The organism is Paracoccus sp. SJTW-4 (genome assembly GCF_047716885.1).
GTDB lineage: Bacteria > Pseudomonadota > Alphaproteobacteria > Rhodobacterales > Rhodobacteraceae > Paracoccus > Paracoccus solventivorans.
In genome coordinates, this window is record NZ_CP136681.1 from 628,138 (window position 1) to 654,953 (window position 26,816).

The 26,816-nt window shown below is 68.4% G+C and carries 26 protein-coding genes and 2 pseudogenes; 18 read left to right on the forward strand and 10 right to left on the reverse strand.

What is annotated here, in order from left to right; translation table 11 throughout:
- The first annotated feature begins 31 nt into the window (after positions 1–31).
- Genes RSP45_RS03190 through RSP45_RS03235 form a run of 10 tightly spaced genes read left to right on the forward strand, consistent with a single transcriptional unit; the run spans position 32 to position 6,020 of the window.
- Positions 32–409, forward strand: coding sequence for a FlgB family protein (locus RSP45_RS03190; RefSeq protein WP_415393177.1), 378 nt, complete (start codon positions 32–34; stop codon positions 407–409).
- A 2-nt stretch (positions 410–411) separates the two neighbouring features.
- Positions 412–801: a flagellar basal body rod protein FlgC gene (flgC, locus tag RSP45_RS03195; protein ID WP_415393178.1), complete on the forward strand. Its 390-nt coding sequence runs from the start codon at positions 412–414 to the stop codon at positions 799–801.
- Positions 802–811: 10 nt separating this feature from the next.
- On the forward strand, positions 812–1,123 hold the full coding sequence (locus RSP45_RS03200; protein WP_415393179.1) for a flagellar hook-basal body complex protein FliE: 312 nt from the start codon (positions 812–814) through the stop codon (positions 1,121–1,123).
- Positions 1,123–1,389: a flagellar biosynthetic protein FliQ gene (locus RSP45_RS03205; protein ID WP_073068450.1), complete on the forward strand. Its 267-nt coding sequence runs from the start codon at positions 1,123–1,125 to the stop codon at positions 1,387–1,389. Before RSP45_RS03200 ends, RSP45_RS03205 begins: the two co-directional genes overlap by 1 nt.
- A 3-nt stretch (positions 1,390–1,392) precedes the next feature.
- On the forward strand, positions 1,393–2,106 hold the full coding sequence (locus tag RSP45_RS03210) for a flagellar hook-basal body complex protein (RefSeq protein ID WP_415393180.1): 714 nt from the start codon (positions 1,393–1,395) through the stop codon (positions 2,104–2,106).
- Positions 2,107–2,117: 11 nt separating this feature from the next.
- Positions 2,118–2,903, forward strand: coding sequence for a flagellar basal-body rod protein FlgG (gene flgG / locus RSP45_RS03215; RefSeq protein ID WP_415393181.1), 786 nt, complete (start codon positions 2,118–2,120; stop codon positions 2,901–2,903).
- Positions 2,903–3,313: a flagellar basal body P-ring formation chaperone FlgA gene (gene flgA / locus RSP45_RS03220; RefSeq protein ID WP_415393182.1), complete on the forward strand. Its 411-nt coding sequence runs from the start codon at positions 2,903–2,905 to the stop codon at positions 3,311–3,313. Before flgG ends, flgA begins: the two co-directional genes overlap by 1 nt.
- Before the next feature lie 11 nt (positions 3,314–3,324).
- Positions 3,325–4,059, forward strand: coding sequence for a flagellar basal body L-ring protein FlgH (gene flgH / locus RSP45_RS03225; RefSeq protein ID WP_415393183.1), 735 nt, complete (start codon positions 3,325–3,327; stop codon positions 4,057–4,059).
- Positions 4,060–4,068: 9 nt separating this feature from the next.
- Positions 4,069–4,629 carry a hypothetical protein gene (locus tag RSP45_RS03230; protein ID WP_415393184.1) on the forward strand — a complete coding sequence of 187 codons (561 nt, stop codon included), beginning with the start codon at positions 4,069–4,071 and terminating at the stop codon, positions 4,627–4,629.
- On the forward strand, positions 4,626–6,020 hold the full coding sequence (locus RSP45_RS03235; RefSeq protein WP_415393185.1) for a glycosyltransferase: 1,395 nt from the start codon (positions 4,626–4,628) through the stop codon (positions 6,018–6,020). Before RSP45_RS03230 ends, RSP45_RS03235 begins: the two co-directional genes overlap by 4 nt.
- Here RSP45_RS03235 and RSP45_RS03240 read toward each other — a convergent pair.
- The 3 genes and pseudogenes from RSP45_RS03240 to secA all read right to left on the reverse strand — a co-directional run.
- Positions 6,000–6,116: pseudogene (locus RSP45_RS03240) on the reverse strand (hypothetical protein); the annotation flags it as partial. The gene RSP45_RS03235 and the pseudogene RSP45_RS03240 overlap by 21 nt on opposite strands.
- 134 nt (positions 6,117–6,250) lie before the next feature.
- Positions 6,251–6,596, reverse strand: a pseudogene (gene tnpB / locus RSP45_RS03245) (IS66 family insertion sequence element accessory protein TnpB).
- A 734-nt stretch (positions 6,597–7,330) separates the two neighbouring features.
- Positions 7,331–10,051, reverse strand: coding sequence for a preprotein translocase subunit SecA (gene secA, locus RSP45_RS03250; RefSeq protein ID WP_415393186.1), 2,721 nt, complete (start codon positions 10,049–10,051; stop codon positions 7,331–7,333).
- Between the two features lie 200 nt (positions 10,052–10,251).
- On the opposite strand from secA, the gene RSP45_RS03255 reads away from it, so the two are divergent.
- The 4 genes from RSP45_RS03255 (at position 10,252) to RSP45_RS03270 (ending at position 13,260) form a co-directional block, all read left to right on the forward strand.
- A complete protein-coding gene (locus tag RSP45_RS03255) occupies positions 10,252–11,160 on the forward strand; it encodes a peptidylprolyl isomerase (RefSeq protein ID WP_415393187.1) in 909 nt (302 codons plus the stop codon).
- Positions 11,161–11,162: 2 nt separating this feature from the next.
- Positions 11,163–12,539 carry a bifunctional glutamate N-acetyltransferase/amino-acid acetyltransferase ArgJ gene (gene argJ / locus RSP45_RS03260; protein WP_415393188.1) on the forward strand — a complete coding sequence of 459 codons (1,377 nt, stop codon included), beginning with the start codon at positions 11,163–11,165 and terminating at the stop codon, positions 12,537–12,539.
- Between the two features lie 63 nt (positions 12,540–12,602).
- Positions 12,603–13,004: a (deoxy)nucleoside triphosphate pyrophosphohydrolase gene (locus tag RSP45_RS03265; protein ID WP_415393189.1), complete on the forward strand. Its 402-nt coding sequence runs from the start codon at positions 12,603–12,605 to the stop codon at positions 13,002–13,004.
- A 127-nt stretch (positions 13,005–13,131) separates the two neighbouring features.
- Positions 13,132–13,260, forward strand: a complete 129-nt coding sequence (locus RSP45_RS03270; RefSeq protein ID WP_303729508.1) for a hypothetical protein — start codon at positions 13,132–13,134, stop codon at positions 13,258–13,260.
- Between the two features lie 558 nt (positions 13,261–13,818).
- Here the strand turns inward: RSP45_RS03270 and mfd are convergent.
- The gene (gene mfd / locus RSP45_RS03275) at positions 13,819–17,433 is read right to left on the reverse strand and encodes a transcription-repair coupling factor (protein ID WP_415393190.1); all 3,615 of its coding nucleotides are present in this window, start codon (positions 17,431–17,433) and stop codon (positions 13,819–13,821) included.
- 51 nt (positions 17,434–17,484) lie between these two features.
- On the reverse strand, positions 17,485–18,051 hold the full coding sequence (locus RSP45_RS03280; protein ID WP_415393191.1) for a hypothetical protein: 567 nt from the start codon (positions 18,049–18,051) through the stop codon (positions 17,485–17,487).
- Positions 18,052–18,174: 123 nt separating this feature from the next.
- On the opposite strand from RSP45_RS03280, the gene hemB reads away from it, so the two are divergent.
- Positions 18,175–19,179 carry a porphobilinogen synthase gene (gene hemB / locus RSP45_RS03285; RefSeq protein WP_415393192.1) on the forward strand — a complete coding sequence of 335 codons (1,005 nt, stop codon included), beginning with the start codon at positions 18,175–18,177 and terminating at the stop codon, positions 19,177–19,179.
- Between the two features lie 372 nt (positions 19,180–19,551).
- Here the strand turns inward: hemB and RSP45_RS03290 are convergent, their stop codons facing one another.
- The gene (locus tag RSP45_RS03290; protein ID WP_415393193.1) at positions 19,552–20,202 is read right to left on the reverse strand and encodes a lytic transglycosylase domain-containing protein; all 651 of its coding nucleotides are present in this window, start codon (positions 20,200–20,202) and stop codon (positions 19,552–19,554) included.
- Positions 20,203–21,172: 970 nt separating this feature from the next.
- Here RSP45_RS03290 and RSP45_RS03295 point away from each other — a divergent pair.
- From RSP45_RS03295 to RSP45_RS03305, 3 genes are all read left to right on the forward strand, one after another.
- Positions 21,173–21,295, forward strand: coding sequence for a hypothetical protein (locus RSP45_RS03295; RefSeq protein ID WP_415393985.1), 123 nt, complete (start codon positions 21,173–21,175; stop codon positions 21,293–21,295).
- A complete protein-coding gene (locus RSP45_RS03300; RefSeq protein WP_415393194.1) occupies positions 21,292–21,471 on the forward strand; it encodes a hypothetical protein in 180 nt (59 codons plus the stop codon). The genes RSP45_RS03295 and RSP45_RS03300 overlap by 4 nt, the downstream gene beginning before the upstream one ends.
- A gap of 70 nt (positions 21,472–21,541) precedes the next feature.
- Positions 21,542–21,796, forward strand: a complete 255-nt coding sequence (locus RSP45_RS03305) for a hypothetical protein (RefSeq protein ID WP_415393195.1) — start codon at positions 21,542–21,544, stop codon at positions 21,794–21,796.
- Positions 21,797–21,983: 187 nt separating this feature from the next.
- Here the strand turns inward: RSP45_RS03305 and RSP45_RS03310 are convergent, their stop codons facing one another.
- From RSP45_RS03310 to RSP45_RS03325, 4 genes are all read right to left on the reverse strand, one after another.
- The gene (locus tag RSP45_RS03310; RefSeq protein WP_415393196.1) at positions 21,984–22,199 is read right to left on the reverse strand and encodes a hypothetical protein; all 216 of its coding nucleotides are present in this window, start codon (positions 22,197–22,199) and stop codon (positions 21,984–21,986) included.
- Positions 22,200–22,201: 2 nt separating this feature from the next.
- Positions 22,202–22,783: an acyl-CoA dehydratase activase gene (locus RSP45_RS03315; protein ID WP_415393197.1), complete on the reverse strand. Its 582-nt coding sequence runs from the start codon at positions 22,781–22,783 to the stop codon at positions 22,202–22,204.
- 47 nt (positions 22,784–22,830) lie between these two features.
- On the reverse strand, positions 22,831–23,877 hold the full coding sequence (moaA, locus tag RSP45_RS03320; protein WP_415393198.1) for a GTP 3',8-cyclase MoaA: 1,047 nt from the start codon (positions 23,875–23,877) through the stop codon (positions 22,831–22,833).
- Between the two features lie 181 nt (positions 23,878–24,058).
- Positions 24,059–26,740 carry a molybdopterin-dependent oxidoreductase gene (locus tag RSP45_RS03325; RefSeq protein WP_415393199.1) on the reverse strand — a complete coding sequence of 894 codons (2,682 nt, stop codon included), beginning with the start codon at positions 26,738–26,740 and terminating at the stop codon, positions 24,059–24,061.
- Positions 26,741–26,816 lie beyond the last annotated feature (76 nt).

A 26,816-nucleotide genomic window follows, 5' to 3' on the forward strand; every position in this document is an offset into this window, starting at 1 on the left:
GGGTTTATCGCGGCCCGAGGAGGACCCTGTTTTGCTAGAACGGATCGACACCATGCGGATGGCGCGAGAGCTGGGCGCCCATGCCGCGAATCGCCAGCGGGTGATCGCGACCAACGTCGCCAATGCCGATACGCCGGGCTATCGCGCCCGTGACCTGCAGGATTTCGACCCCGACCGCGCGCCCATGCGGCTGAAAGCCACCCGGCCAGGCCATGTCGCGGCCGCCGGCTGGGGCAGCACTGCCGGGGTGCGGGATGCGGGGGGCGAGCTGTCGCCCAACGGCAACTCGGTCTCGATCGAGGGCGAGATGCTGCGCGCCGCCGACGCCAAGCGCCAGTTCGACCTGTCGCTGTCGGTGATGCAGTCGGGGCTGTCGCTGCTGCGCACCGCCCTGGGACGCAGGGGGTAGCCATGTCCGACGTCTCCGCCACCGCCATTTCCGCCTCGGGGCTGCGCGCCCAGGGGGTCAGGCTGCGCCATATCTCGGAAAACATCGCCAATGCCGACACGCCGGGCTATCGCCGCAAGCTGGTCAGCTTTGAGCCTGACCGCGATTTCGGCCGCGACACCGGCACGGTGCGCGCCAGCCGCACCCGCCACGACCGCGCCGAGCTGCCGCAGGTCTATGCCCCCGGCCACCCGATGGCGGGCGCGGACGGCTATTACCTCGGCTCGAATGTCGACCTGGTGATCGAGGTCGCCGACGCGCGCGAGGCCAGCCGCAGCTACGAGGCCAATCTGAAGATGTTCGAGCAGTCGCGGCAGATGTCCGCCGCGCTGCTGGACCTGATCCGCCGCTGAAAGGGATGCCATGATCTCGCTGACCCAATCCGCCCTGCAATCGGGCAGCCGCGTCGCCTCGGCCTATGCCGAGGCCCGCGCCGCCGCCGCCCCCGCCCCCGGCACCACACCCCAGGGACAGGGGCTGACCGCCGCCGCCCGCGACTTTGCTGCGGTGATGGAGCGCGCCGACAGCGCCGCCGTCGGCGCCATGCAGGGCCAGGCCGACACCCACGCGCTGGTCCAGTCCATCGCCGAGGCGCAGATCGCGCTGGAAACCGCCGTCGCCGTCCGCGACCGCGTGGTCGAGGCCTATCAGGAAATCCTGAGGATGCCGGTCTGATGGACGAGAACCTGATCTTCGACGTGACCCGTCAGGCGCTGTGGATCGCGGTGCGGATGGCGGCGCCGCTGCTGGCGGTGGCGCTTATCACCGGGGTCGCCATCGGCCTGTTCCAGGCGCTGACCTCGGTGCAGGAAATGACCCTGACCTTCGTCCCCAAGGTCGGGCTGATGCTGGTGGTGTTCTGGGTGACCATGAGCTTCATGACCTCGACGCTGGCCGGCTTTTTCTCGGACAGCATCCTGCCGCTGGTTGCGGGGGGCTAGGCCATGGACAACGCGATCTATGCGGCGCTGACTCGCCAGTCCGGGCTGATGAACGAAATGCGCGCCGTGGCCAACAACATGGCCAACAGCGCCACCACCGGTTTCCGCCGCGAAGGGGTGGTGTTTTCCGAGCATCTGACCGCCATCGGCCCGGGGCGCGAGACCCTGTCGATGGCCAATGCCCGCGGCCGCGAGGTCGACCTGACCCCGGCCTCGCTGTCCCAGACCGGCGGCCGCTTCGACCTGGCGCTCGAGCGCGAGGGGTTCTTCATGGTCGAGACCCCACAGGGCAACCGCCTGACCCGCGCCGGCGCCTTCATGACCTCGGACGAGGGCGAGTTGGTCAACCCCGACGGCCACCGCGTCCTTGACGACGGGCAGGCGCCGATCGCGCTGCCGCCGGGGGTGCGCAGCGTGGGCGTCGGCCCCGACGGCACGATTTCCGCCGACGGGCTGCCGATCGCCCGCATCGGGGTCTTCGACCAGCCCGACCGCGCCGGGCTGCGCCACCAAGGCGGCACGCTGTTTGCCGCCACCGCCCCCGAGCCGGTCGAGGAGCCGCTGGTCCGCCAGGGTTTCCTCGAGGAATCCAACGTCAACCCGGTGCTGGAAATCGCCCGCATGATCGAGGTCCAGCGCGCCTACGAACTCGGCCAGTCCTTCCTCGACGGCGAGGACCAGCGCATCCGTTCCGTCATCTCCGCAACCACCCGCTGAAAGGCTTCCCGATGAGAGCATTGCAGATCGCCGCCACCGGGATGGCGGCCCAGCAGACCAGGGTCGAGGTGATTTCCCAGAACCTCGCCAACATGTCCACCACCGGCTACACCGCCCGCCGCGCCGAGTTCGCCGACCTCGCCTATCAGCAGGTCACCCGCCCCGGCACCATCGCCGCCGCCGACGGCACCATGGTGCCCGCCGGGGTGCAGATGGGGCTGGGGGTGCGGCCGACCGCAGTGACGGTGACGCTGGCGCAGGGCACGCCCACCCATACCGGCGGCGATCTCGACGTCGCCATCGAGGGCCACGGCTATCTCGAGGTGACGCTGCCCTCGGGGGTCTCGGCCTATACCCGCGACGGCGGGCTGAAACGCTCGGCCGACGGGCAGATCGAGACCTCGGACGGCTATCCGCTGGCGCCCGGCATCACCATCCCCCAGGAAACCCGCAGCCTCTCGATCAGTGCCGCCGGCGAGGTCTTCGCCTATTTCGACGACCAGATCGAGCCGCAGAACCTCGGCCAGATCACCTTGGCCGGCTTCGTCAACGAAAAGGGGCTCGAGGCGATCGGCTCGAACCTGTTTCTGGAAACCACCGCCTCTGGGGCGCCGCTGGTCGGCAACCCGGGCGAGCAGGGGCTGGGCACGCTGCGCCAGCATTACATGGAAGAAAGCACCGTCGATCCGGTGCGCGAGATCACCGAGCTGATCAAGGCCCAGCGCGGCTATGAGCTCAACTCCAAGGTGATCACCGCCGCCGACCAGATGCTGGGCGCAACGGTGCAGGTGCGGTGATGCGGATGCTGTTCCTGCTGGCGCTTCTGCCCGGTGCGGCGCTTGCCGACGGGCTGGTCGCGGCCCGCGTCCTGCCCGCCGGCACGGTGCTGACCGCCGCCGACATCATCGCCCCGGCCGCGGGCGGCAGCGGCCTCAGCGCCAAGCAGGCCATCGGCCAGCAACTGCGCAGCGCGGTCTATCAGGGCCGCCCGATCACCGCCGCGCATCTGACCACGCCGACGCTGGTCAGCCGCAACCAGATCGTGACGCTCGCCTATGACAACGCCGCGCTGCGGATCGAGACCGAGGGCCGCGCCCTGGGCGCCGGCAGCGCCGGCGACGTGATCCGCGTGATGAACCTTGCCTCGCGGGCGACGCTCAGCGCCCGCATCAACCCCGACGGCACCCTGTCCGTCGCCCAGCGCTGAAGGATTCGCGCATGAACACCAGAACCGCAGTCACCGCGCTGTCACTGGCGCTGACGCTGGCCGCCTGCGGCCGGGTGGCCGAGGTCGGCCGCACCCCGACCATGAGCGCCCCCCACGCCGGCACCGAGTTCGAGGCGATGTCGCAACCGGTCCACCCGATGCCCATGGGCCCGGCCGCGCCCGGCAGGGCGGCGTCGCTGTGGTCGGGCCAGCCGATGTCGCTGGTCGGCGACCGGCGCGCCCGCACCCGCGGCGACATCCTGACCGTGGTGATCGAGATCGACGACAAGGCCGAGATCCAGAACAGCTCGGGCCGCTCGCGCAGCGCCTCGGAAAGCGTCGGGGTCCCGCAGCTGATGGGGCTTCCGCAGAAGCTTGACGAGATCCTGCCCGAGGGCGCCAGCGCCGCCAGCCTCGCCTCGGCCAAGGGCGGCTCGACCTTCAAGGGCTCGGGCAGCATCTCGCGGCGCGACAAGCTGACGCTGCGGGTGGCGGCCACGGTGATCGACACGCTGCCGAACGGGGTGCTGCACGTGCAGGGCTCGCAGGAGGTGCGGGTGAACTACGAGCTGCGCGAGCTGACCGTCTCGGGCTTCGTGCGCCCCTCGGATGTCAGCCGCGACAACGAGATCGCATATGACCGCATCGCCGGCGCCCGCATCAGCTATGGCGGCCGCGGCCAGATCAGCGACGTGCAGCAGCCGCGCTACGGCCAGCAGCTCGCCGATATCATCCTGCCGTATTAAGGGGTTGCCATGCTGAGAAAGCTCCTGCCGGTGCTGCTGAGCGTTCTGGCCCTGGTGGCGGGGGCGGTGGGCGGCGACTTGCTGCGCGGCACGACCGCAGCCGGCGTCGCCGCGCCCGACCCGCAGGCTGCCCTGCCGGCGGACGAGCTGCCGGGGGTCGAGCCGATTGCGGCCGTCAACGCCACACCCTCGCCACCCGCGGCCGCCCCGCCCCCGCCGGCAGAGCCCGGCGAGGCCGACGCGGCGGCGGCCACGGCCTGGTTCAAGTTCCCGCAGCAATTCTTCGTGCCGGTGCTGCACGGCGGCCATCTGGACAGCACGATGATCCTGTCGCTGTCGGTCGAGATGCCCGAAACCGCCAGCGAGGAGGTCTATGCCCATGAGATCAAGCTGCGCGACGCGCTGCTGCGCCAGCTGCTGATCCACGCCAACACCGGCGGGTTCGACGGCAATTTCACCACCGAGGCGCATCTGCGAAAGCTGCGCGCCGAGTTGACCGCGACCGCTCGGGCCATCGTGCCCCGGATCGGCGAGATCCTGATCGGCGACATCGCCCGGCAAGAGCGATGACCGCCCTACCTAGGCAAGCCACCGGCCGGCCGCCCCCGGTCGTCATCCTGCTGGCCACCTATCAGGGCGAGCGGTTCCTGGCCGCGCAGCTGGACAGCATCCTGGCGCAAAGCTGCCGGGACTGGCGGCTGGTGGTCTCGGACGACGGCTCCACCGACGCGACGCGCGAGATCCTGCGCCGCTTTGCCGCCGCCCATCCCGACCGCGACATCGAGCTCCGCGACGGTCCCCGCCAGGGCGCCACCCGCAACTTCCTGTCGCTGCTGGATGCGGTGGCGCCCGGAGAAGCCGTCGCCTGGTGCGACCAGGACGATCTGTGGCTGCCCGACCGGCTGGCCCGCGGCCTCGCCGCACTCTCGGCCGCACGGGGCGGCGGCAGCGCATCTGTGCCTGGGGCGTCGCATCTCGCACAACCGGAGGTGGCGGGGGTGACAGCTGCATCGGCCAACATGATTCAGCCGAACGGGGCCCGGGATGGCGGTCCGTGGTCGGGTGACCGGCCTATGTGCGCCTCCCACTCCCACCCCGACCCCGATGGCGCGCAATCAACCGCCCGGCTCTTTGCGCAAGGCGGAGGGGCTGACGGCATAGGGTCCGGCAATCCGCCTCCGGGGGTGGCCTGTCCGGGCACTTACCCCCGTCAGACGCAGCCACCCCCGTCCTGGCCCAACGCACAGGCCGGAGCGGCACAGGCTCGCGCTCCAGTCGCCCCGCATGGATGCCCGCAGCCCCCCGCCATTCTCCATGTCGCCCGGACCACGATCTGCAACGTGGATCTGCGCCCGATCCGAGCGGCGCCGCTCTATGCGCGACCGCCCGGCTTCCGCAACGCCCTGGTGCAATCCTGCACGCCGGGCAACACGATGCTGATCGACCCGGCCGGCGCGGCGCTGCTGCGGCAGGGGCGCGACCACGCAGCCGCAGCCGGCGTGGTCGCGCATGACTGGTGGAGCTATCTGCTGATCGCCGGCGCCGGCGGGCTGGTGATCCGCGACCCGGCGCAGACCGTGCTTTACCGCCAGCACGGCGGCAATGCGGTGGGGCGCAACGACACCCTGCCGGCGATGCTGGCGCGGCTGGCCCGGCTGGGTTCAGGAGATTTCGGCGACTGGCTGCGCCGCAACATCCGGGCGCTGGCGGGGGTAAAATCGCTGCTGACGCCGGAAAACGCGGCCCTGCTGGAACGGTTCGCCCGCAGCCTCGACGCCCGCGGCGCCAGCGCCGCGGCAGGGCTGGCCCGGATCGGGGTCTACCGCCAGACCCGCCCGGGCTCGGCCGCATTGCTGGCGGCCGCAGCGGCCGGACGGCTGACGAGACGAACAGCAACGGGCGCAGGCTCGCGCCGTCATCGCGGCTGCCGCGATCTCGCTGGCCTCGAGGGCCAGTTGTAACTGCTCGGCCGTCTCGGATGACACACCAAACCGATATGCGCGGTGCCCGGCCAACTGATGCCGGAGCTTCTCGATCAGGACCGCCTGGGCCTTCACCTCGGCCAGAAGCCGCGCAGTGAAGCGGCGCAACTCCTCGGGGTCCTCTGGCAGGGTCAGGGTCTGGGTGAGCCGGCGAACAATTTATTCCACTGTATTTCTTGTGGGAATCGATGATTGCGGGAACTGGCGGACTATCCCGCCGCCAGAGGCCGCCACGTCCGTTCCGGCGCCCGCCAGTCGATCCCTTCGAGCAGCATCGACAACTGCGCTGGCGACCACGCCACCTTCCCCTCCCTCACCGAGGGCCAGACGAACCGACCTCGCTCCAGGCGCTTCATGAACATGCAGGCCTTGACCATCCCACCAGATCACCTTCACCAGATCGCCACGGCGCCCCCGGAACACGAACAGATGTCCGGCGAACGGGTCCTGCTTCAGCACGCCCTCGGCCTGTGCCGCGAGCGCCGCAAAGCCCTTGCGCATGTCGGTGACACCCGCCGCCAGCCAGACCCGCGTGTTGGCCGGGACCGGGATCAAGCCCACAGTCCTCGGATCAGCCGCGCCAGCGCCTCAGGATCGTAGCTGCCCCTGATCCGCATTCGGTGACCGCCAGCCAGCTCGATTCGATGTGGTTCTCCGCGGCAGGTGCCGCCGGGGCAGACCTGGTCTCTGCGACAATCTCTACGGGCAGAAAGCGCGCCTCCTCTGACGAGGGCAGAGCCGAGGCGGGGTCCGGCGCAAAGCGGGATCGCGCACCCACTTGAAGATCAGGTTCGCATTCACAGCCTAGCGCCGCGCCACTTGGCCACCGAAACCCCGGGCGCAGCCGTCTGGAAGCAGATCGACCGCTTCTCCTCATCCGTCCAGAGCCGCTTCGTCCGACGCGCCATGCCATCACAATAGTGTCCACTATCGATAGTGGACACTATCGGCCTCTCTCAGCTCGCGGCAGGGCGGTCAAGCCGGACGGGTTACGGTGCGCCAAACGAAAGGGAAACGCATCCGCAATCCCACCAGAATCCTGTTTATGGGTTCACAAGCTCCACCCCCGCGCCGCGGCAGTTCCTAAACCTCCGACCGGAGCCCCAGGGATATGGATTGTTGCACTGGGAGTTTCCCAGTGGCGGGCCGGGCATATCAAAGATGCAACCGGCGATCCCGGCCGTCCGCTGCCCTCAGACCCGCCGGAGCGTCGGCCGGCAGCAGATGCAGTCCGTCCGTCACGACACCTCCGGAAAACCGCCCGGTCTCCCCGTCCCCGCCGAAAACCCCTACACCAGCGCCCCGTGGCAGTTCTTGAACCTCCGGCCCGAACCGCAGGGGCAGGGGTCGTTGCGCGAGGGGTTGCCCCAGGTGGTGGGGTCGGTTTCGTCGAAGCCGGGGATGCGGCCGGCGATGTCGGCGGCGGCGGCCTCTTCGTGGCTGGGCTGGGCGGCGGCCTGTTGCGCCTGCAGCTGCGCCTGATACTGGCGCATCATCTCTTCGCGCTCGGCGTCGGTCAGCGGGCGGATGCGGGCGAGGTTCTGGGTCACGTCGCCGCGCAGCCCGTCCAGCAGGTTCTCGAACAGCTGGAAGGCCTCGGTCTTGTATTCCGCCAGCGGGTCGCGCTGCGCATAGCCGCGGAAGCCGACGACGGAGCGCAGGTGCTCCAGCGTCACCAGATGCTCGCGCCACTTGCCGTCGATCTGTTGCAGCAGCACCTGCTTTTCGATCTGGGCCATCTGCTCGGGGCCGAACTGCTCGGTCTTTTGCGCCATATAGGCGTCGGTCGCGGTGCGGATCCGCTCCAGCATCGTGTCGCGGTCAACGCCGTCCTCGGCGGCCCAGTCGGCGATCGGCAGCTCCATGTTCAGCTGCTCGACCACCGCCTTGCGCAGCCCCTCGGTATCCCATTGCTCGGCATAGGATTTTTCCGGCAGATAGGTGTCGATCAGATCCTCGATCACCTGCAGCCGCATGTCGGCGGCGATGTCGCCAACGTCCTCGGCCTCCATGATCTCGCGGCGCTGGGAAAAGATCACCTTGCGCTGGTCGTTCATCACGTCGTCGAACTTGAGCAGCTGCTTGCGGATGTCGAAGTTGCGACCCTCGACCTTGGCCTGGGCGCGTTCCAGCGACTTGTTGACCCAAGGGTGGACGATGGCTTCGCCCTCTTTCATGCCCAGGGTGGACAGCACCTTGTCCAGCCGCTCGGACCCGAAGATCCGCATCAGGTCGTCCTCGAGCGACAGGAAGAACAGCGAGCGGCCGGGGTCGCCCTGCCGGCCGGAACGGCCGCGCAGCTGGTTGTCGATGCGGCGGCTTTCGTGGCGCTCGGTCGCCAATACGAAGAGCCCGCCGGCGTCCAGCACCGCCTGCTTGTCGGCGGCGTGCTCGGCCTCGATGCGGGCGCGCAGCTCGTCGGGGTTGGCCTCCGGGTTGGCGGCCAGCGCCTGCATCACCTTCATCTCGACGTTGCCGCCCAGCTGGATGTCGGTACCGCGGCCGGCCATGTTGGTGGCGATGGTGACGGCGCCGGGCTTGCCGGCCTCGGCGACGATATAGGCTTCCTGCTCGTGCTGGCGCGCGTTCAGCACGTTATGGGGGATACCCTCGGCCCTCAGCATGTCCGACAGCATCTCGGATTTCTCGATCGAGGTGGTGCCGACCAGCAGCGGCTGGTTGCGGGAATGGGCTTCCTTGATCGCCTCGATCACCGCAGCATATTTCTCGGTCGCGGTGCGATAGACGCGGTCGTGTTCATCGACGCGCTGGATCGGGCGGTTGGTGGGGACCTCGACCACGCCCAGCTTGTAGATCTCGGCGAACTCCTCGGCCTCGGTGGCGGCGGTGCCGGTCATGCCGGAAAGCTTTTGGTAAAGCCGGAAATAGTTCTGGAAGGTGACCGAGGCCAGCGTCACGTTTTCCGGCTGGATATCGACGCCCTCTTTCGCCTCGATCGCCTGGTGCAGCCCGTCCGACAGGCGGCGGCCCTGCATCATGCGGCCGGTGAACTCGTCGATCAGCACCACCTCGCCGTCCTTGACCACATAGTTCTGGTCGCGGCGGAACAGCTTGTGGGCGCGCAGCGCCTGGTTGGCGTGATGGACGATGGTGGTCGATTCGGGGTCGTAGAGCGTCTGCCCCTGCGGCAGGATCCCGGCCTGTTGCAGGCGCTTTTCCAGGAACTCGTTGCCGTCCTCGGTAAAGGTGGCGTTGCGGGTCTTTTCGTCGACCTTGTAGTGGTCCTCGGTCAGCTCGGGGATGAAGGCGTCGAGCGTGCGATAGAGCTCGCTGCGGTCCTGCGACGGCCCCGAGATGATCAGCGGCGTCCGCGCCTCGTCGATCAGGATCGAATCGACCTCGTCCACGATGGCGAAGAAATGCCCGCGCTGGGTCATTTCCTCGATACTGCCCTTCATGTTGTCGCGCAGATAATCGAAGCCCAGCTCGTTGTTGGTGGCATAGGTCACATCTGCGCGATAGGCGTCGCGCTTTTCCTGATCGCCCTGGAAGGGATAGACCACGCCGGTGCGCATCCCCAGTGCGGCAAACACCTTGCCCATCCATTCGGCGTCGCGCTTGGCCAGATAGTCGTTGACGGTGACCACATGCACGCCCTTGCCGGCCAGCGCGTTCAGATAGGCGGGGAAGGTCGCGACCAGGGTCTTGCCCTCGCCGGTCTTCATCTCGGCAATGTTACCCTGATGCAGGAAGATGCCGCCCATCAGCTGCGTGTCGAAGGCGCGCAGGCCCAGGGCGCGGCGCGCACCCTCGCGGCAGTTGGCAAAGGCTTCGGGCAGCAGCGCGTCCAGGCTTTCGCCGGCCTGACCTTCGCTTCCCTGCGCACGGGCCTGCAATTCCCGGGTCTTGGCGACCAGATCCTCGTCCGACATCGCCTGGAACTGCGGTTCCAGCGCGTTGATGCGGGCCACCAGCGGGCGGACGGATTTCACCTTGCGGTCGTTGGGGGTGCCGAAGATCGACTTGGCCAGATTTCCGATGCCGAGCATGGTGTCCTGTCAGGTTGGGCGCGGCGGGCGTGACGCCCACTTGCCCCGACCGACGGCCTTGCCCTATCACGAGGCCGGAAAATCGGCGGCGGGCGCGCATTTTCGGTTGCGCCGGATGTAGGCCTCGCCCGCCCCGCTGTCAACGCCACCCCGGCCGGGATGGGCCGCCGGGCAATCATCGCAAAGGGGACACAAGCTCCATGCTGAAAACCACTCCGGCCATCGTTGCCGCCGCCGCCCTGCTGATGGGCGCGCCCGCGCTGGCGCAGACGGCGGAAACCCCCGCCGCCGTTCCCCCCGCCGTGGCCCCCCCCGCCGTGGCCGAAGTCACCGGCGCCCCCCGCGCCGACAGCGTGGTCGCCGTGGTCAACGGCGAGGCGATCACCCTGGGCCAGATGATCGCGATGAAAGAGGGGCTGCAGGGCGGCGCCGGCGATCTGCCCGACGTGGCACTGTGGGACCTGATGCTGGACCAGATGATCCGGCAGACCGCGGTGGCGCAGGTCACCGCACAGTCGCTGACCCCGCGCGACCGCGCCATGCTGGAACTGGACCGGCGCGGCTATCTGTCGGCCGCGACGCTCGAGCGGGTGGCCAAGTCCGAGCCGACCGAGGAAGAGCTGCGCGCCGTCTATGACGCCGCCTTCGGCAGCGGCGATTCGCCGAAAACCGAATACAGCGCCGCCCATATCCTGGTCGCCACCGAGGACGAGGCCAAGGCCGTCGCCGAAGAGCTTTCCGGCGGTGCCGATTTTGCCGCCCTCGCGGCCGAGAAATCCACCGACAACAGCGCCGCGAACGGCGGCGATCTGGGCTGGTTCACCGCCGAGATGATGGTCGAGCCCTTCGCCAAGGCGGTCGAGGCGCTGGAGCCCGGGCAGGTCTCGGCCCCCGTGCAGTCGCAGTTCGGCTGGCACGTGATCCGCCTGAACGAGACCCGCGAGCAGACCCCGCCCGAGTTCGAGCAGATCCGCGAGCAGCTGGCCACCCAGGTCCGCCGCAACCGCGTCGATGCCGAGATCGAGCGGCTGGTGTCGGCCGCCAGCATCGAAAAGACTGAGGGGCTGGCGCCCGAACTGCTGAACCGCACCGAACTGCTGGACAACTGATCATGGCCAAGGATCCCCGGAAAGCCGCCGAAAAGCTGCTGCGCAAGGCCGAAAAGGCCGCGCGCAAGGCCCGCAAGGCCGCCGAGCGCGCCGAAACCGCCGCCGCCGCCCCGGCGGCCGCGCCCGCTGCCAAGGCGGGGCCGCTGGTCTCGCCCCTCGCCCCGGCCGAGTTCCCCGAGCTGCCGGTGATCGCGGGCGTCGAGTTCGCCGCCGGCGCCGCCGGGATCAAGTACAAGGATCGCACCGACGTGATGCTGGTGCGGCTGGCGCCGGGGACGGCGATCGCGGGGGCCTTTACCCGGTCCTCGACGCGGGCGGCCTGCGTGCTCGACTGCCAAGACAAGCTGGCGGGCAACCCGGGCAGCGACCAGGGCGCGGCGATCGTGGTGAACTCGGGCAACGCCAACGCCTTTACCGGCGCGGCCGGGCAGCGCTCGGTCGATGCGGTGACCGGGGCGGTGGCCCGCGCGCTGGGGGTGCCGGCGCGGCGGGTGTTTTCCTCCTCGACCGGGGTGATCGGCGAGCCGCTGCCGCATGAGCGCATCACCGCCATCCTGGACGATCTGGCCGGCGCGCTGGACGAGGGCGGCATCGCCTCGGCCGCGCGCGCGATCATGACCACCGACACCTTCCCCAAGGGCGCAGGCGCCGAGATCGCGGCCGAGGGCGGCAGCATCCGCATTGCCGGCATCGCCAAGGGCTCGGGGATGATCGCGCCCGACATGGCGACGATGCTGGTCTATATCTTCACCGACGCGAAGATCGAGCCGAAGCTGTTGCAGCGGATCCTGTCGGCGCAGATGGACGAGACCTTCAACGCCATCACCGTGGACAGCGACACCTCGACCTCGGACGCGCTGATTCTGGCGGCGACGGGGCAGGCGCAGGCCGCGCCGATCACCGACCTGCGCAGCAAGACCGCGCGCGCCTTTACCCAAGCGCTGGCCGGGGTGATGCGCGACCTGGCGCAGCAGGTGGTCCGCGACGGCGAGGGCGCGACGAAATTCGTCGAGGTGCAGGTGACGGGTGCCGCCAGCGCCGCCGACGCCCACAAGGTCGCCATGGCCATCGCCAACAGCCCGCTGGTCAAGACCGCCATCGCCGGCGAGGACGCCAACTGGGGCCGGGTGGTCATGGCGGTCGGCAAGTCGGGGGCGCAGGCCGACCGCGACCGCCTGTCGATCCGTTTCGGCGACATGGTGCTGGCCGAGAACGGCTGGCGTGCGCCCGGCTACGACGAGGCCGCCGCCAGCGCCTATATGAAGCGCGACCATCTGGTGATCGGCGTCGATCTGGGGCTGGGACGCGGGGCCCGCACGGTGTGGACCTGCGACCTGACCCACCGCTATATCGACATCAACGCCGATTACCGGTCGTAAAGGGGGGCTTCGCGCCCCCCGCCCTTCGGGCTCCCCCGCGGGATATTCAGGCAAGGAAGAACGATGGTGCGGCTGGTTCTGGTGGCGGCGGTGGCCCTGATCGACCCCGAGGGGCGGGTGCTGCTGGCCCGGCGTCCCCCCGGCAAGCCGATGGCGGGGCTGTGGGAGTTTCCCGGCGGCAAGGTCGATGCCGGCGAGACCCCCGAGGCGGCGCTGATCCGCGAGCTGGACGAAGAGCTGGGCATCCAGACCTGGGGATCCTGTCTGGCGCCGCTGACCTTCGCCAGCCACGCTTACGAGGATTTCCACCTGCTGATGCCGCTGTTCGCCTGCCGCCGCTGGCAGGGCGTGCCGCAGCCGCGAGAGGGGCAAGAGCTGGCCTGGGTGCGGGCGGGCGATCTGGCGCGCTATCCGATGCCGCCCGCCGACCTGCCGCTGATCCCGATCCTGCGCGATTGGCTGTAACGCCGTTGCAACTTCACCACAAATCCGGCGGGTGCGCGCGGAAAATCTGACTTCTGTTAACTTAATCCTAATCCTTCCATGCCATTTTCGAGGAGAATCGAAGCAGGGATGAGGGAAGGACTTGGCCATGATTCGAACGATCATCGTCGGAAGCTGCGTCTCGGTGCAGGGCATGTTCGAGCGCGATCTCGGCAACGGCCAGATCGCGGTGCGCGTCGGGCAGAAGACCTATGTCGGGAAGCCGGTTCTGAATTGAGAGCGGGCGCGGTCCGATTGGCCGCGGTCAGACTGGACGAGGGCGCCTAACGTCGCCCGAAGGGCAGTATATGCCGGGGGCTGAGGGTCCGGCTTCAGGTAAGGATGCCCTCGTGCAGGCGGCTGCGCCAGTGCTGCATGGGCCAGTTGCTCAGGTGTTGTCATAGGATTGCCCCGGTACTGCCGTATAGGCCAGTTGCTCGGTGCTGCCGTATGGGCGGTTACCTCGGTGCCGAAACGCCGTGTTCGGGATCAGTGCAGAGTGACCGCATACAAAGATTGGCCACATGCCCGCTCATCAGGTTGCGGCGGCGCGCTGGTGTTCCTCTCTCGGGTGCCGAAGGGGCAAAGCCTGGACGGGTGCTGATCGCGCGGTCTGCGGGGCAGATATCTCCAGAGCGGAAATGCCGGACAATGCGTGGGCGGCCAGGGATCACGCGGTCTGCAGGGCTGGTTGCGGGGCAATGCGCTGACGGCCGCGGACCACGCCATCTGCATTGCCGCATCTGCAAAGCTGGTTTCGCCGCTCTCCTCCCGGCCACAGGAAACGTCGCCGAAGCTAGAACTTCCGGGCCGGTTTTCGCAGCTTGCCGGCCGTCGCTCGGGGCGCGGGGCTCTGGCCTGCCGGCGGGGTTGTCTTTACCGCCGCGGATCTTGCCTTTGCCGACCCCACGGCCTTGGCGTCGCCGGGCGCAGCCTGCGCGCCGTTCTGGCGCGCCGCAGCGGCGCCGGCCTTGATCTTCGCCGCCAGCTCCTTGGCAACGGCGAAGGCGCCCTTGATGCGGTCGGCCTCGGAGGGCCAGGGGCGGCTGACCACCAGCTTGTTGTCGGTGATCCGCGCCGCGCCCTTCTGCTCGGTCAGGAACTCGACCAGCCCGGCCGGATTTGGGAACTTGTCCTGGTGGAACTGGATCGTCACCCCCTTGGGCCCGGCCACCAGCGACGAGATATTCGCGCGCTTGGCCATCGCCTTGATGCGGATGACCAGCAGCAGCGTGTTCACCTCGCGCGGCAGCGGCCCGAAACGGTCGATCAGCTCGGCGGCGAAGCCTTCCAGTTCGACCTTGGTGGTCAGCTGCGACAGGCGGCGATACAGCTCCAGCCGCACGTCGAGATCGGGGATGTAGCTTTCCGGGATGGTCACCGGCACGCCGAGGGTCAGCACCGGCGCCCATTCGTCCTCGGGCGTGCCCTCGAGCTCGCCCGATTTCAGCCGGGCGATGGTTTCCTCGAGCATCTGCTGGTAAAGTTCGAAGCCTACCTCTTTGATATGACCGGATTGTTCCTCGCCCAGCAGGTTTCCGGCCCCGCGCAGGTCCAGATCCTGCGAGGCCAGGTTGAACCCCGCGCCAAGGCTGTCGATCGAGCCCAGGAACTTCAGCCGCCTGATCGCCTGCGGGGTCAGCGGTACCCGCGGCTTGGTGGTCAGATAGCAATAGGCGCGAGTCTTGGACCGCCCCACCCTGCCCCGGATCTGGTAAAGCTGCGCCAGCCCGAACATGTCGGCGCGCCACACCACCATGGTGTTGGCCGATGGAATATCCAGCCCCGATTCCACGATGGAAGTCGCCAGCAGCACGTCGTGGCTGCCGTCGTAGAAGGCGTTCATCCGCTGGTCGAGATCGCCCGCCGCCAGCTGTCCATGCGCCACGATGGTCGAGACCTCGGGGACATGCTCGCGCAGCCAGTCCTCGACCTCGGGCAGGTCCGCGAGGCGCGGCACCACGAAGAAGCTCTGCCCGCCGCGGTATTTCTCGCGCAGCAGGGCCTCGCGGATGGTGACGCTGTCGAACTCGGACACATAGGTGCGGATCGCCAGCCGGTCCACCGGCGGCGTGCCGATGATCGACAGATCCCGCACCCCGGTCAGCGACAGTTGCAGCGTGCGCGGGATCGGGGTGGCGGTCAGGGTCAGCACGTGAATGTCGGAACGCAGCTGTTTCAGCCGCTCTTTGTGGGCGACGCCGAAATGCTGTTCCTCGTCGATGACCAGCAGGCCGAGGTTCCTGAACCGCACCTGCTTGGCCAGCACCGCATGGGTGCCGACCACGATATCGACCGAGCCATCCGCCAGCCCCGCCCGCGTCGCCGCCGCGTCCTTGGCGGAAACAAAGCGCGACAGCGGCCGCACGGAAATCGCGGTGCCGCGGAAACGCTCGGCAAAGCTGCGGAAATGCTGGCGGGCCAGCAGCGTCGTCGGCGCCACCACCGCCACCTGCATCCCCTGGCTGGCCGCGATGAAGGCGGCGCGCATCGCCACCTCGGTCTTGCCGAAGCCGACGTCGCCGACCACCAGCCGGTCCATCGGCCGCCCCGCCGACAGGTCGGCCGAAACGTCGTCGATGGCGGCCATCTGGTCGTCGGTTTCCGTATAGGGGAAGCGGGCCGAGAAGCTTTCCCATTCGTGGTGTTCCGGCTCCAGCACCGGCGCCGGGCGCAGCAGCCGTTCGGCCGCCACTCGCATCAGGCGGTCGGCGATCTGGCGGATCCGCTCTTTCAGCCGCGCCTTGCGGGCCTGCCAGGCGCCGCCGCCCAGCTTGTCGAGCAGCCCTTCCTCGTGCCCGTAGCGGGTCAGCAGCTCGATGTTTTCCACCGGCAGCAGCAGCCGGTCGCCGCCCGCGTATTCCAGTGCCACGCAGTCATGCGGCACCCCCAGCGCGGTGATGGTTTCCAGGCCGGTGTAGCGGCCGATGCCGTGTTCGACATGCACCACCAGATCGCCCGGGGTCAGCGAGGTGGTGTCCTTCAGGAAGTTTTCCGCCCGCCGCCGCTTTTTCGCACCGCGGATCAGCCGGTCGCCCAGCACGTCCTGTTCGGAAATCACCGCAAGCTGCCCGGCGGCCTGCCCGTCCGAGACGAAGCCCTCTTCCAGCGGCCACACCGCCAGCCCCAGCGCGCCCTTTCGGTCGGGCAGGCCGCGGATGTCGTCGATGGGCGTGCCCGCCAGACCTTCGTCGGACAAAAGCCCGCTCAGCCGTTCGCGCGCGCCCTCGGAAAAGCTGGCGACCACCACGCGGCGGGTCTTTTGCAACTCTCGGATATGGGTGGCGAGTGCGCCGAACAGGTCGGTTTTCTCTGCCTGCCGCTCGGGCGCGAAATTGCGGCCCACCCGGCCGCCCGCGTCCAGCACCCCGGGACCGGGGGGCTGCGCCAGCACCGACAGCCGGATCACCCGGTGCGAGTCGAGCCAGCGCGCCCACTCATCCGCATCCGCGAACATCGCGGCGGGCGCGACCGGGCGATAGACGTTGTCGGCGCCGCGCTTGGCCAGCGCCTCGCGCCGCGCGTCGTGCTGTTCGGTGATGGTGTCCCAGCGGGCGGCGCGGTGCTGTTCGGCGTGGTCGTCCAGCACCACCGAGGCCCCGGGCAGATAGGCGAAGATGCTGTCCAGCCGGTCGTGGAACCACGGCAGCCAGTGTTCCATCCCGGCCAGCTTCTGCCCGGCGCTGACGGCCTCGTACAGCGGATCATGGGCACCGCCGCCGTATTCGGCGCGGTAGTTCTGGCGGAAACGGGTGATCGAGGCCTCGTCCAGGATCACCTCGGACATGGGGGCGATTTCCACGCTGTCCAGCGCCCCCAGGCTGCGCTGGCTGTCGGGGTCGAAACGGCGGATCCCGTCCAGCACGTCACCGAACAGGTCCAGCCGCACCGGTCCGCCCGGCCCCGGCGGATAGATGTCGATGATGCCGCCGCGGATGGCGTAATCGCCCGGCTCGGTCACGGTCGGCGACTGCGAAAATCCCATGCGGGCCAGGAAACCGCGCAGCTGCGGCTCGTCCAGCCGCTCGCCCTTGCGGGCGATGAAAGAGGCGTTGCGCACCGTCTCGGCCGCGGGCAGGCGCTGCACCGCCGCGTTCACCGTGGTCAACAGCACGAAGGGCGCCTTGAGCCGGCCCGAGGCCAGCGCCGCCAGCACCTGCAGCCGCTGCGCCATGATCTCGCCCGAGGGCGACACCCGGTCATAGGGGGTGGTGTCCCAGGCCGGCAGCTCGAACACCGGCAGCTGCGGGGCAAAGAACGCCAGCGCCGCGCGCATCGCGGCCATGCGGCGGTCGTCGCGGGCGACATGGATCACGGGGCGGTTCGCGGCCGCGCCGCGGTCGGCCTCGCGCGCGATCAGCGCAGCGTCGAGGCCCTCGGGCGCGCCGGACAGGATCAGGGTTTCGGCCATGCGCGCTGACGTAAACCGCGGCGGCCGAGAGTCAAGCGGCGAAGCAACCCCTTACAGCCCGTTGGGATGCAGCAGATGCCAGCGCGTCCCCCACATCGCCGCCACCAGCACCGCCGCCGCCGACAGCGCCAGGGTGACGCGCATATGCGCCGCGACCAGCGTGGCGATGCGGAACGCCGCCTCGGCCACCGGCAGCCGCCCGGATTGCGCCTGCGCCAGCGGCCCCAGCAGCCGCCGCGCCAGCCGCACCCGCAGCACCGCCAGCCACATGAGCGGCGCCACCAGCAGGAACAGCGCCTGCGCCGTTTCCAGCCCATAGCCGAAGCCCAGCCCGGCCAGCAGCGTCAGCAGGAAGGCCCCTGCCCCGACCAGCACCGCGCCCTCGCCCGGCGCGACGTGCCAGCGCGGCGCCACCAGCGACACCCAGTCGAGCAGGCGCAGCGCCTCGGGCGGCTCGTCCCCGGCGGGTTTGCGGCGGTTGGCGCGCACCAGCTCGGGCGGGATACCCAGCGCGCCGCGGCTGGCCCTGCTCCACGCCAGGGCGAGCAGCAGCCAGTACCACATCGAGGCGAAGGACCGCGTGTCCAGAACCGCGATCAGCCCCTTCGCCCCGTCCATACGCCGCCCCCCGATTGCCAGACCGGCGTTCATCCTAACCGGCGTGGCGACGGCGGCAAGCCGCCGCGGTTGCAACCCCTGCCCGCGCCGTGGCAAGCATCGCCAAAAGCAGGAGCCCGCCCCATGCCGTCCACGCCCATCGTCCCCGCATTCCCCTCTGCCCGCCTGCGCCGCCTGCGCCGCACCCCCGCCCTGCGCGCCCTGACCGCCGAACACCGGCTGTCGGTGGAAAACCTGATCTGGCCGATCTTCGTCACCGAGGTGGCGGGGGGCGAGGGCGAGATCGCCTCGATGCCCGGGGTCGAGCGGCTGACGCTCGACGGCGCCAAGCGCGCGGCCGAACGGGCGATGGAACTGGGGATCCCGGCGGTCTGCATCTTTCCGCATTCGGACCCCCACCTGAAGACCGAGGGCTGCGAGCGCGCCTGGGACCCCGAGAACATCGGCAACTGCGCCATCCGCGCCATCAAGCAGGTGGCGCCCGAGCTGGCGGTGATGACCGACATCGCGCTGGACCCCTATAACATCAACGGCCACGATGGTTTCGTCCGCAACGGCATCATCGTGAACGACGAAACGGTCGCGGCGCTGGTGCGCATGGCGCTGGCCCAGGCCGAGGCGGGGGCGGATATCCTCGGCCCCTCGGACATGATGGACGGGCGCATCGCGGCGCTACGCACGGCGCTTGAGGGCGCGGGCCACAAGGACGTGGCGATCTTGTCCTATGCGGCGAAATACGCGAGCGGCTTCTATGGGCCGTTCCGCGATGCGGTCGGCGCCTCGGGGCGGCTGGTCGGCGACAAGAAGACCTATCAGATCAACCCCGCCAACCGCGAAGAGGCGCTGCGCTGCGTCGCCCGCGACCTGGCCGAGGGCGCCGACATGGTGATGGTCAAGCCGGGGATGCCGTATCTGGACATCTGCCGCGAGGTGAAGGACCGCTTTGCCGCGCCGACCTACGCCTATCAGGTCAGCGGCGAATACGCGATGCTCGAGGGCGCGATCCGCAATGGCTGGCTGGGGCGCGAGGTGATGCTGGAAAGCCTGCTCTGCTTCCGCCGCGCCGGCTGTGACGGGGTCCTGACCTATTTCGCCCCTGCGGTGGCCGAGCTGCTGGCGCGCGAGTAAGAGAGGACTTCGGGTTGGGGGCCTTGCCCCCGGCCCGTTCCGGGCCACCCCGAGGATATTTTTGCACGGAAGACGGGGCTTCGGGGCGCTGCGGCCTGGGCGCGGGTCGTTGGTGGAAAAATATCCTCGGGGGCCGAGCGCCCGAGACAGGAGGCGGCTCAAAAAACCGCCGGCGAGGCTGCTATTTCGCCGGGTGGTCCGTTGGAGCGATTTTGAGCGAGGGAATTGCGGCTGGGACTCGGGGGACGGAAAGCCGCCCATGAGACTGTTTCCTGCCGGATGGCCTGTTGAAGCGGCCTGAGCGAGGGAGGCTGCGACAGGGATTCGGGGATGGAAAACCGCCAGTCCGGCGGTTTCCCCTCAGAACCCGCCTCAGCCGCCGAGAATCACCCGGACGTAATTCGTGGTCTCGCGATAGGGCGGCACGCCGCGGTATTTGGTGACCGCCCCCGGCCCGGCGTTATAGGCCGCCAGCGCCAGCCGCCAGTCGCCGAAGGTGTTGTACATCATCCGCAGGTAGCGCGCCCCGCCTTCCAGGTTCTGCACCGGGTCGTGCGGGTTCACCCCCAGCTTGGCCGCCGTCGCCGGCATCAGCTGCGCCAGCCCCGTCGCCCCCTTGTGCGAGCGCGCCCCCACGTTCCAGCCCGATTCCTGCTGCACGAGCCGCAGGAACAGATCCTCGGGCACGCCGTGCTTGCGGGCCGCGGCGCGGGCATGGGGCAGATACTGGCTGCGCTGGTTGCCGGCATAGCGCGGAATCGCCTGCCCCGAGGTCGAGGCGCGCCCGTCAAGGCTGATGACCTGCCGCCCCGACTGCGGCTTCAGCCGCTCGGACCGCTGGTACTGCGCGGCAAGCCGCGAATCCATCAGCTGCGTCTGGCGCTGGAACTGCGCCGTGCGCGACTTGGAGCCGCCCCCCAGCCGCAACCCCTCGGCCTGCACCGGCACCGCCACCGCGAGCCCCGCGCAGATCACCGCGGCCACCCCGGCCAGCCGCACCGCCCCTGCGGTCACTGCACCCATCGGAAATGCTCCCTCGTGCCGTCTTGTTTTGCCCGAAGACTACCCCAGAACCACCCGCCTGCCATCCCCGCGGCAGGAAGAAGCGGAGAGGCGGGGATGGCGATCGGCGGAAAGTTGCCGATGGAAGCGAGGGACTGATGGTTCCGCAAGGGGGGCGTGCCAGTCAGTGGGCAGCGGCAGTGGTGTTTCGATCCACGCCCCGCGCAGGGGCGACACAACGCCCCCATTCTTGGCGAGACATTTCCCAAGCCTTTTCTACAGGGATAGGCCTTGGGTGAGTAACCCCATGAAATATTAGCAAGTATAGTACAGTTTCTGAGGTAAATGCCGTGAGCAACCATGGGATAAAACCCTTTTTTTCCGCCCCTCGATCCGAGGGGCGTGAAGGGGATCTCGCCAGCAATCATTCCCTACCTCGCCGCGGGGCTCGTGGGCGGGGTGATCGGCGCTTTTCTGGCATTGCTTTCGGGCCTATCCTTGGCACGGACACTTCTCGCCTACTCCTGTGGTGGTGTCTGCGCAGTGGCGCTGACCGCCGGAGTTGTATCCTTCCGTAATGTTGTCATCCGCCCTCGGCAATGGGGGTCGCGGGCAGGCACTGGCAGTGGCGAAGAGCATGCCCACCAAGCCCTGCCTGCTGCTGGCCCGGAGGCTTGAGGCTGTGGCGTCATCCGGCCGGAGCAAATGGGGAATTGCGGCTGGAATAAGCGCAGCGTGGAATCTCGGATTTTCCAGATTTCGACTATCCGCCCAGGGCGACAGCTGCAACTCAACGAAAATTCGGCTTGGGTGATTTCCAAAGGGGGTTAGCAAAATGGCAGATATAAACGGAACCAACGGCAACGACCTCTGAGTCAATGACAATACGAATTATCGTTACTTTGGCCACGGTGGCGACGACACGATGAGCGGGGGGAATGGCACCCAGGTCCTGTCCTCGGGATCGAACCCCAAAGCCAAGGGCGACTGAATTCATGGCGGCAACTGCAATGACCTTTGTTACGGCCAAGGCGGCAACGACAACCTGATCGAATTTGAATACGACACCGGCAACGACACTATGTATGGCGGTGATGACGACGATACACTTTGAGGAGGTGCCCGAAACGATCGCTGGGCGCCTCGGCGCTGGCAGAGATCTTCGCGATCTTCCCGGAACTGAAGGACCAAGACCATGAACCCGTCCCGGCCCGCCAGCTGGTCCCCGGCCGCATGGGCCGCAATCTGGCCGCCCGTCATACGCAGAACAACAAGGCGTTGGTCGGGTAAAGCGCGGAAATAATCATCCGTTAAAACCGGGACGAGTGGCAGCATCTTGCATCACAGACGCGCCAGCCGCTTGCTCCATGTGCGTTTACGATTTTCCGGTAACACAGCAGTAAAGATCGCCAACGTGAAGCACGACTCCGCCCATCCGGCGGATGTGCCCGCCCAATTCATCACCACCGACGATTTCGCATTGCGCGCCGACCAGATGGCCCGCGCCACCCGGGCCTGCGGGTTCCACGAGACCGCGAAAGCATTCGAAGAGATCGGGGATGCGGCCATAAGAATCAGGCGAGACGGGCGAATCTCTCCAGCGCCGCTGGCCTGACGGGAATTGCGGTCGCATATGGAGTGGGAATGCCCGCCGCCATTCCCGGATGCGCATTCCGAAGATGCTGATCACGCCGGATCACGCCCGAGGAAAGACCACGACTCAGCGGTACATTTTCCATTGCCTCCGAATGAAAATGCAAGGGCGCGCGGTGCTTGCGCCCTTCTTTAGCAATCCGCCCCCGTCAATTCACCGTTGTGACAATGATGGTAACCAGCTCGACGTAGCTCTTCCCCAGGTAATAGCCGAACCCCAGCGCAGACAGCGCCGGCAGCATCGCGAGGGCGCCGAGCAGCGGGTAAAGCAGCAGCGCGGTGGCGGCGGCGGCGATCAGGCCGCAGCACAGCGCCCACCAGCGGCCGAGCTTGAGGATCAGGCGCAGGGCGGGAAAGTCCTGCATGGTCACAGATGCGACTGGATGCGCTTCCACAGCGCCGCGGCGTTGCTGCGCGGCGCGGCCGGGGGTGGGGGCGCCAGTTCCGGCACGCCGCGGCAGCCCGGCACGCAGGCCTTGTCCAGCGCCATCTGCGCCTCGAGCGCGTCGTCGTCGGCCAAGGCGTCGCGGTGCTCGCGGCGGTAATCGTCCAGCCCGATCAGCGCCGCCCCCAGCGCCCCGGCGATCTGCGGGGCCTCGGGCAGGATCAGCGCCTCGCCCAGGGCCTTCTCGATGTAATGCACCGCCGCCTGGTTGCGCGCCACGCCCCCGGTCATCACGATCGGGCCCTTGCGCCTGACCCGTCCCACCAGCCCCACCGTGCGGGTAGCGACCGCGGCATGGACCCCGCCCAGGATGTCGGCCTTGGACCGGCCCTCGGCCAGCAGCGAGATCACCTCGGTTTCGGCGAAGGTCGCGCACATGCTGGAGATCTTCAGCGATTGTTGCGCCTGCAACGCCAGCGCGCCCATGTCCTCGAGCTCGATCTCCATGGCGCGGGCCAGCACCTCGAAGAACTTGCCGGTGCCGGCGGCGCAGCGGTCGTTCACCTACACCGCCCCTCATCCTTGCCCACCACCGGCCCGCCCCGCCCGGCTCAGCCCCCGGTATGGTTCATCCCGCGCGAGACCACCCCCCGGGGGACGCCGCGGGAGTAGTCGAAGTCGTGGCCGCGGGGTTTTCGGGCGATGGCGGTGCGGATGGCCTGTTCCAGGGCGGCGTCGCCCGGCTGGCTGCGCAGGACCGGGCGCAGGTCCGTTGATCCCTCCTGGCCCAGGCAGGTGTAAAGCTCGCCGGTGCAGGTCAGCCGCACGCGGTTGCAGCTTTCGCAGAAATTATGGCTCAGCGGCGTGATGAAGCCGATCTTCTGCCCGGTTTCCGCCAGCCGCACATAGCGGGCCGGGCCGCCGGTGGTCTCGGCCAGCGGCTGCAGGGTGAAGCGCCGTTCGAGCCGCGCGCGCAATTCGGACAGCGGCAGATATTGCGCGATCCGTTTCTCGGCGCCCTCCTCGCCCATCGGCATCAGCTCGATGAAGGTCAGGTCGTGGCCCTCGGCGGCGCACCAGTCGACCAGCGGGAACAGCTCGTCCTCGGTGAATCCCTTCAGCGCCACGGTGTTGATCTTGACCCGCAGCCCGGCCGCGCGCGCGGCGGCGATACCGTCGAGCACGGGGGCAAGCTGCCCGCGGCGGGTCAGCGCCGCAAAGCGCCCCGGGTCCAGCGTGTCGAGCGAGACGTTCACCCGGCGCACGCCGCAGGACGCCAGCGCCTCGGCGTGGCGGGACAGCTGGCTGCCGTTGGTGGTCAGGGTCAGTTCGCGCAGCGCGCCGCCGTGCAGATGCCGCGACATGGCGCGGAAGAAATCCATGATGTCGCGGCGCACCAGCGGCTCGCCGCCGGTGATGCGCAGCTTGCTCACCCCCATCCCGACAAAGGCGGAGCAGAGCCGGTCCAGCTCTTCCAGGCTCAGCAGCTCCTTGCGGGGCAGGAACTGCACGCGCTCGGCCATGCAATAGGTGCAGCGGAAATCGCAGCGGTCGGTGACCGAGACCCGCAGATAGCGGATCGAGCGGCAGAACCCGTCGATCAGCGGCGCGCAGACCGGCATGACGGGGTTTCGGAAGGCGGCAGGTTTTTCAAGCATGACTCGGGCCTCGGGCCGGAAGGGATGCCGGCCGGCCATTCCGCCGGCGGCAGTATCCCGTGGGGTGGGGCCGGGCCGGCGCCCTGCGGCGCGGCCGCAGGATGCCGGAACAGGCGGGCGCGGGTCCGGCCCCGTCGATGGACCGCCGGCGGCCGGGCAAACCGGCCGCCGGCTTGTGGCGTCACTTCACGGCGTCCGAGGCGTTCGCCATCAGGAACTCCATGACCATCGCCGCCTCGGCATCGTCCAGACCGGCACGCGGGAACATCGAGGGCGTGATCGCCTTCCACTGCAGCTGGGTAAAGGCGGCCACGTCGCGGGGACCGTGGCAGACGGTGCAGCGTTCGTAATACATCTGCTCGCCCGGACCCATCTCGGCGTAGATCGACTCGATCACCTCATCCAGACGGTCCAGCCCCAGCTCGTCGTCGTCGATGGCGGCGATCTCCATCCCCTCGATGATCGGCGGCTTTTCATAGGCCATGTTCGGCCCCTCGGGGTCCTCGCATTTGCGCATCGACGCCAGGCAGGTGTTGGCGGTGGTCGCCTGGCTGAGCCCCGAGGACCGCTGCGTCGAGGTCAGGAAGTTCACCAGACCCGAGTTGCAGCGCCCCTTGCTGTCGAGGCTGGGCCAGCAGCCCTCGTAGATCGAGATGACGCCCGGCATGATCTCGTCCGAGACCACCGCCCCGGCGATGACGCTGCCGCGGTCGTTGTAGATCTCCACCAGGTCGCCGTCGGCGATGCCGCGGGCAGCGGCGTCCTCGGTGTTGATCCTGACCGGCTCGCGGCCCTGCACCTTGTAAAGCTCGCGCAGCGTCGCGGACTGGTCCATCTGGCTGTGCAGCCGGTGCCAGGGGTGCGGGCTGACCACGTGCAGCTGGCCGTCCCTGGCGTTGCCCAGGTATTCGGCGGGCTCGAGCCACATCGGCATCCCGGGGCAGTCGTCCAGCTTCATCTCGGCGATGGTTTCGCAGAACATCTCGATCTTGCCGGAACGGGTGTGCAGCGGGTTCGCCTCGGGGTCGGTGTAGAAATCGCCGTGGCGGACCCAGGACCGCGCCTCAGGCGGGGCCGGCTGGAAGGCGTAGCCGCGTTCCCAGAACTCTTCGAAAGGCGTGGTCTTGGCGGCGCCGGTGCCATCATAGGCTTTCCTGATGATGTCCATGTATTCGGGATAGGCCGCGTCCTCGATGAACTGGGACTCGCGATAGAACAGGTCCGACAGCGCCGCGAAGATGTCGAAGTCGCTGCGGCTTTCGCCGATCGGCTCGATCACCTTCTTCATCGCGTAGATGCGGTCGTTGGAATAGGTGCCGCCGACCGAGATGTCGTCGCGTTCCAAGGGCGAGGAGGCGGGCAGCACGATATCCGCCCAGCGGGTCGCCGCCGTCCACCACACGTCCTGGCTGACGATGGTCCTGACCTTCTGCAGCGCCTTGATCAGCCGGTTCGTGTCCTGCTGGTGGGACATGAAGTTGTTGCCGGCGTTGTAGATCATGTGCACGTCCGGGTATTTGCGGACGTTGCCGTTATAGACCACCTCGGCGCCGGGGTTTTCCAGCGCGTCGGTCAGGCGCGAGGCAGGCACGATATATTCGGTGACGAAGTTCTTGCCCTGGCTAAGCCCGGCCGGCGTCGCCTGGCCCGATTGCGGCATCCCGCCGCTGCCGTAGTGCCACGAGAAGCCGACCCCCTCGCCGGGCTTGCCGATCTTGCCGGTCAGCGCGGCGAAGTTGACGATCGCCCAGTGGGTCATCTCGCCGTGGTGGGCGCGCTGCAGCGACCAGGCGCCGGCGATCTCGGTGCGCGACTTCGCCAGCAGCTCGGCCAGTTCACGGATCTTGGCGGCGTCGATGCCGGTGATCCCGGCGGCCCATTCCGGGGTCTTCGGCGTGCCGTCCTCGCCCTTCACATAGGCGATCCACTTGTCGGCGCCGGTGGTGTATTTCGCCAGATATTCCTTGTCGTCCAGCCCCTGTTCCAGCACGTGATGGGCCATGCCCAGGAACAGCGCCACGTCGGTATTCGGGACGATCCGGATCCATTCGGCGTCCAGCACCGCGTCGGATGCCGTGCGCTGCGGGTTGATCGAGACGAACTTGCAGCCGGCGTCGCGGATCTGTTCCCAGGGCGTGTACATGCCGTGGTCGGCGACGGTGTATTCCACGCGGTTGTTCTTGACCGGGTCGCAGCCGACCAGCACGAACACCTCGGTGTTGTCGCGGATCACCTCCCAGGCGGTCTGGGCGGAATAGACCTCCATGTCGCCGATCACATGCGGCAGCGAGATCTGGCTGGCGCCGCCGGACCAGTCGCCCACGGTGCTGGTGCAGCCGCCGATCATGTTGAAGAACTTGCCCTGCAGCACGTTCGGCCGCATGATCCCGGCATGGCTCCAGCCGCCGTACGAGGTCGACAGGATCGCCTGGTTGCCGTGTTCGACGATGGTGTCGGTGATCGCCTTGGCGGTCAGCTTCAGCGCGGTATCCCAGTCGACGCGGACATATTCCTCGCGCCCGCGCAGCTCGGGCTTCACGTCGCCCGACTTCCAGTTCTCCAGATAGGACTTGCGCACCATCGGATAGTCGATGCGGCTCTTGTCGTAGACGCGGTCCAGCATCCCGTACATCAGCATCTCGGTGGGACGCTGGTCCAGCTCGGTCATGGCCGAGATGCCGACGATCTTGCCGTCGCGCACCACCGCCTCGAACGGGCCGTAGTGGCTGGCGCTGAACACGCGCCCGGCGAAGGAGTTGGGGTCGACGGCGGCCAGCGCGGTCGAGTTCATGAGCCAGGTGGTTCCCATCAGGGCGGCACCGCCCATGAGAAAGCCGCGTCTGGTCGGATTGAGCATCGTCATGGTGCATCTCCGTCTGCTGTGTGCCCGGAATGTGGCGGATCGCCCCGGCCGCGGCCTTGACAGCCGTCAGCACTTC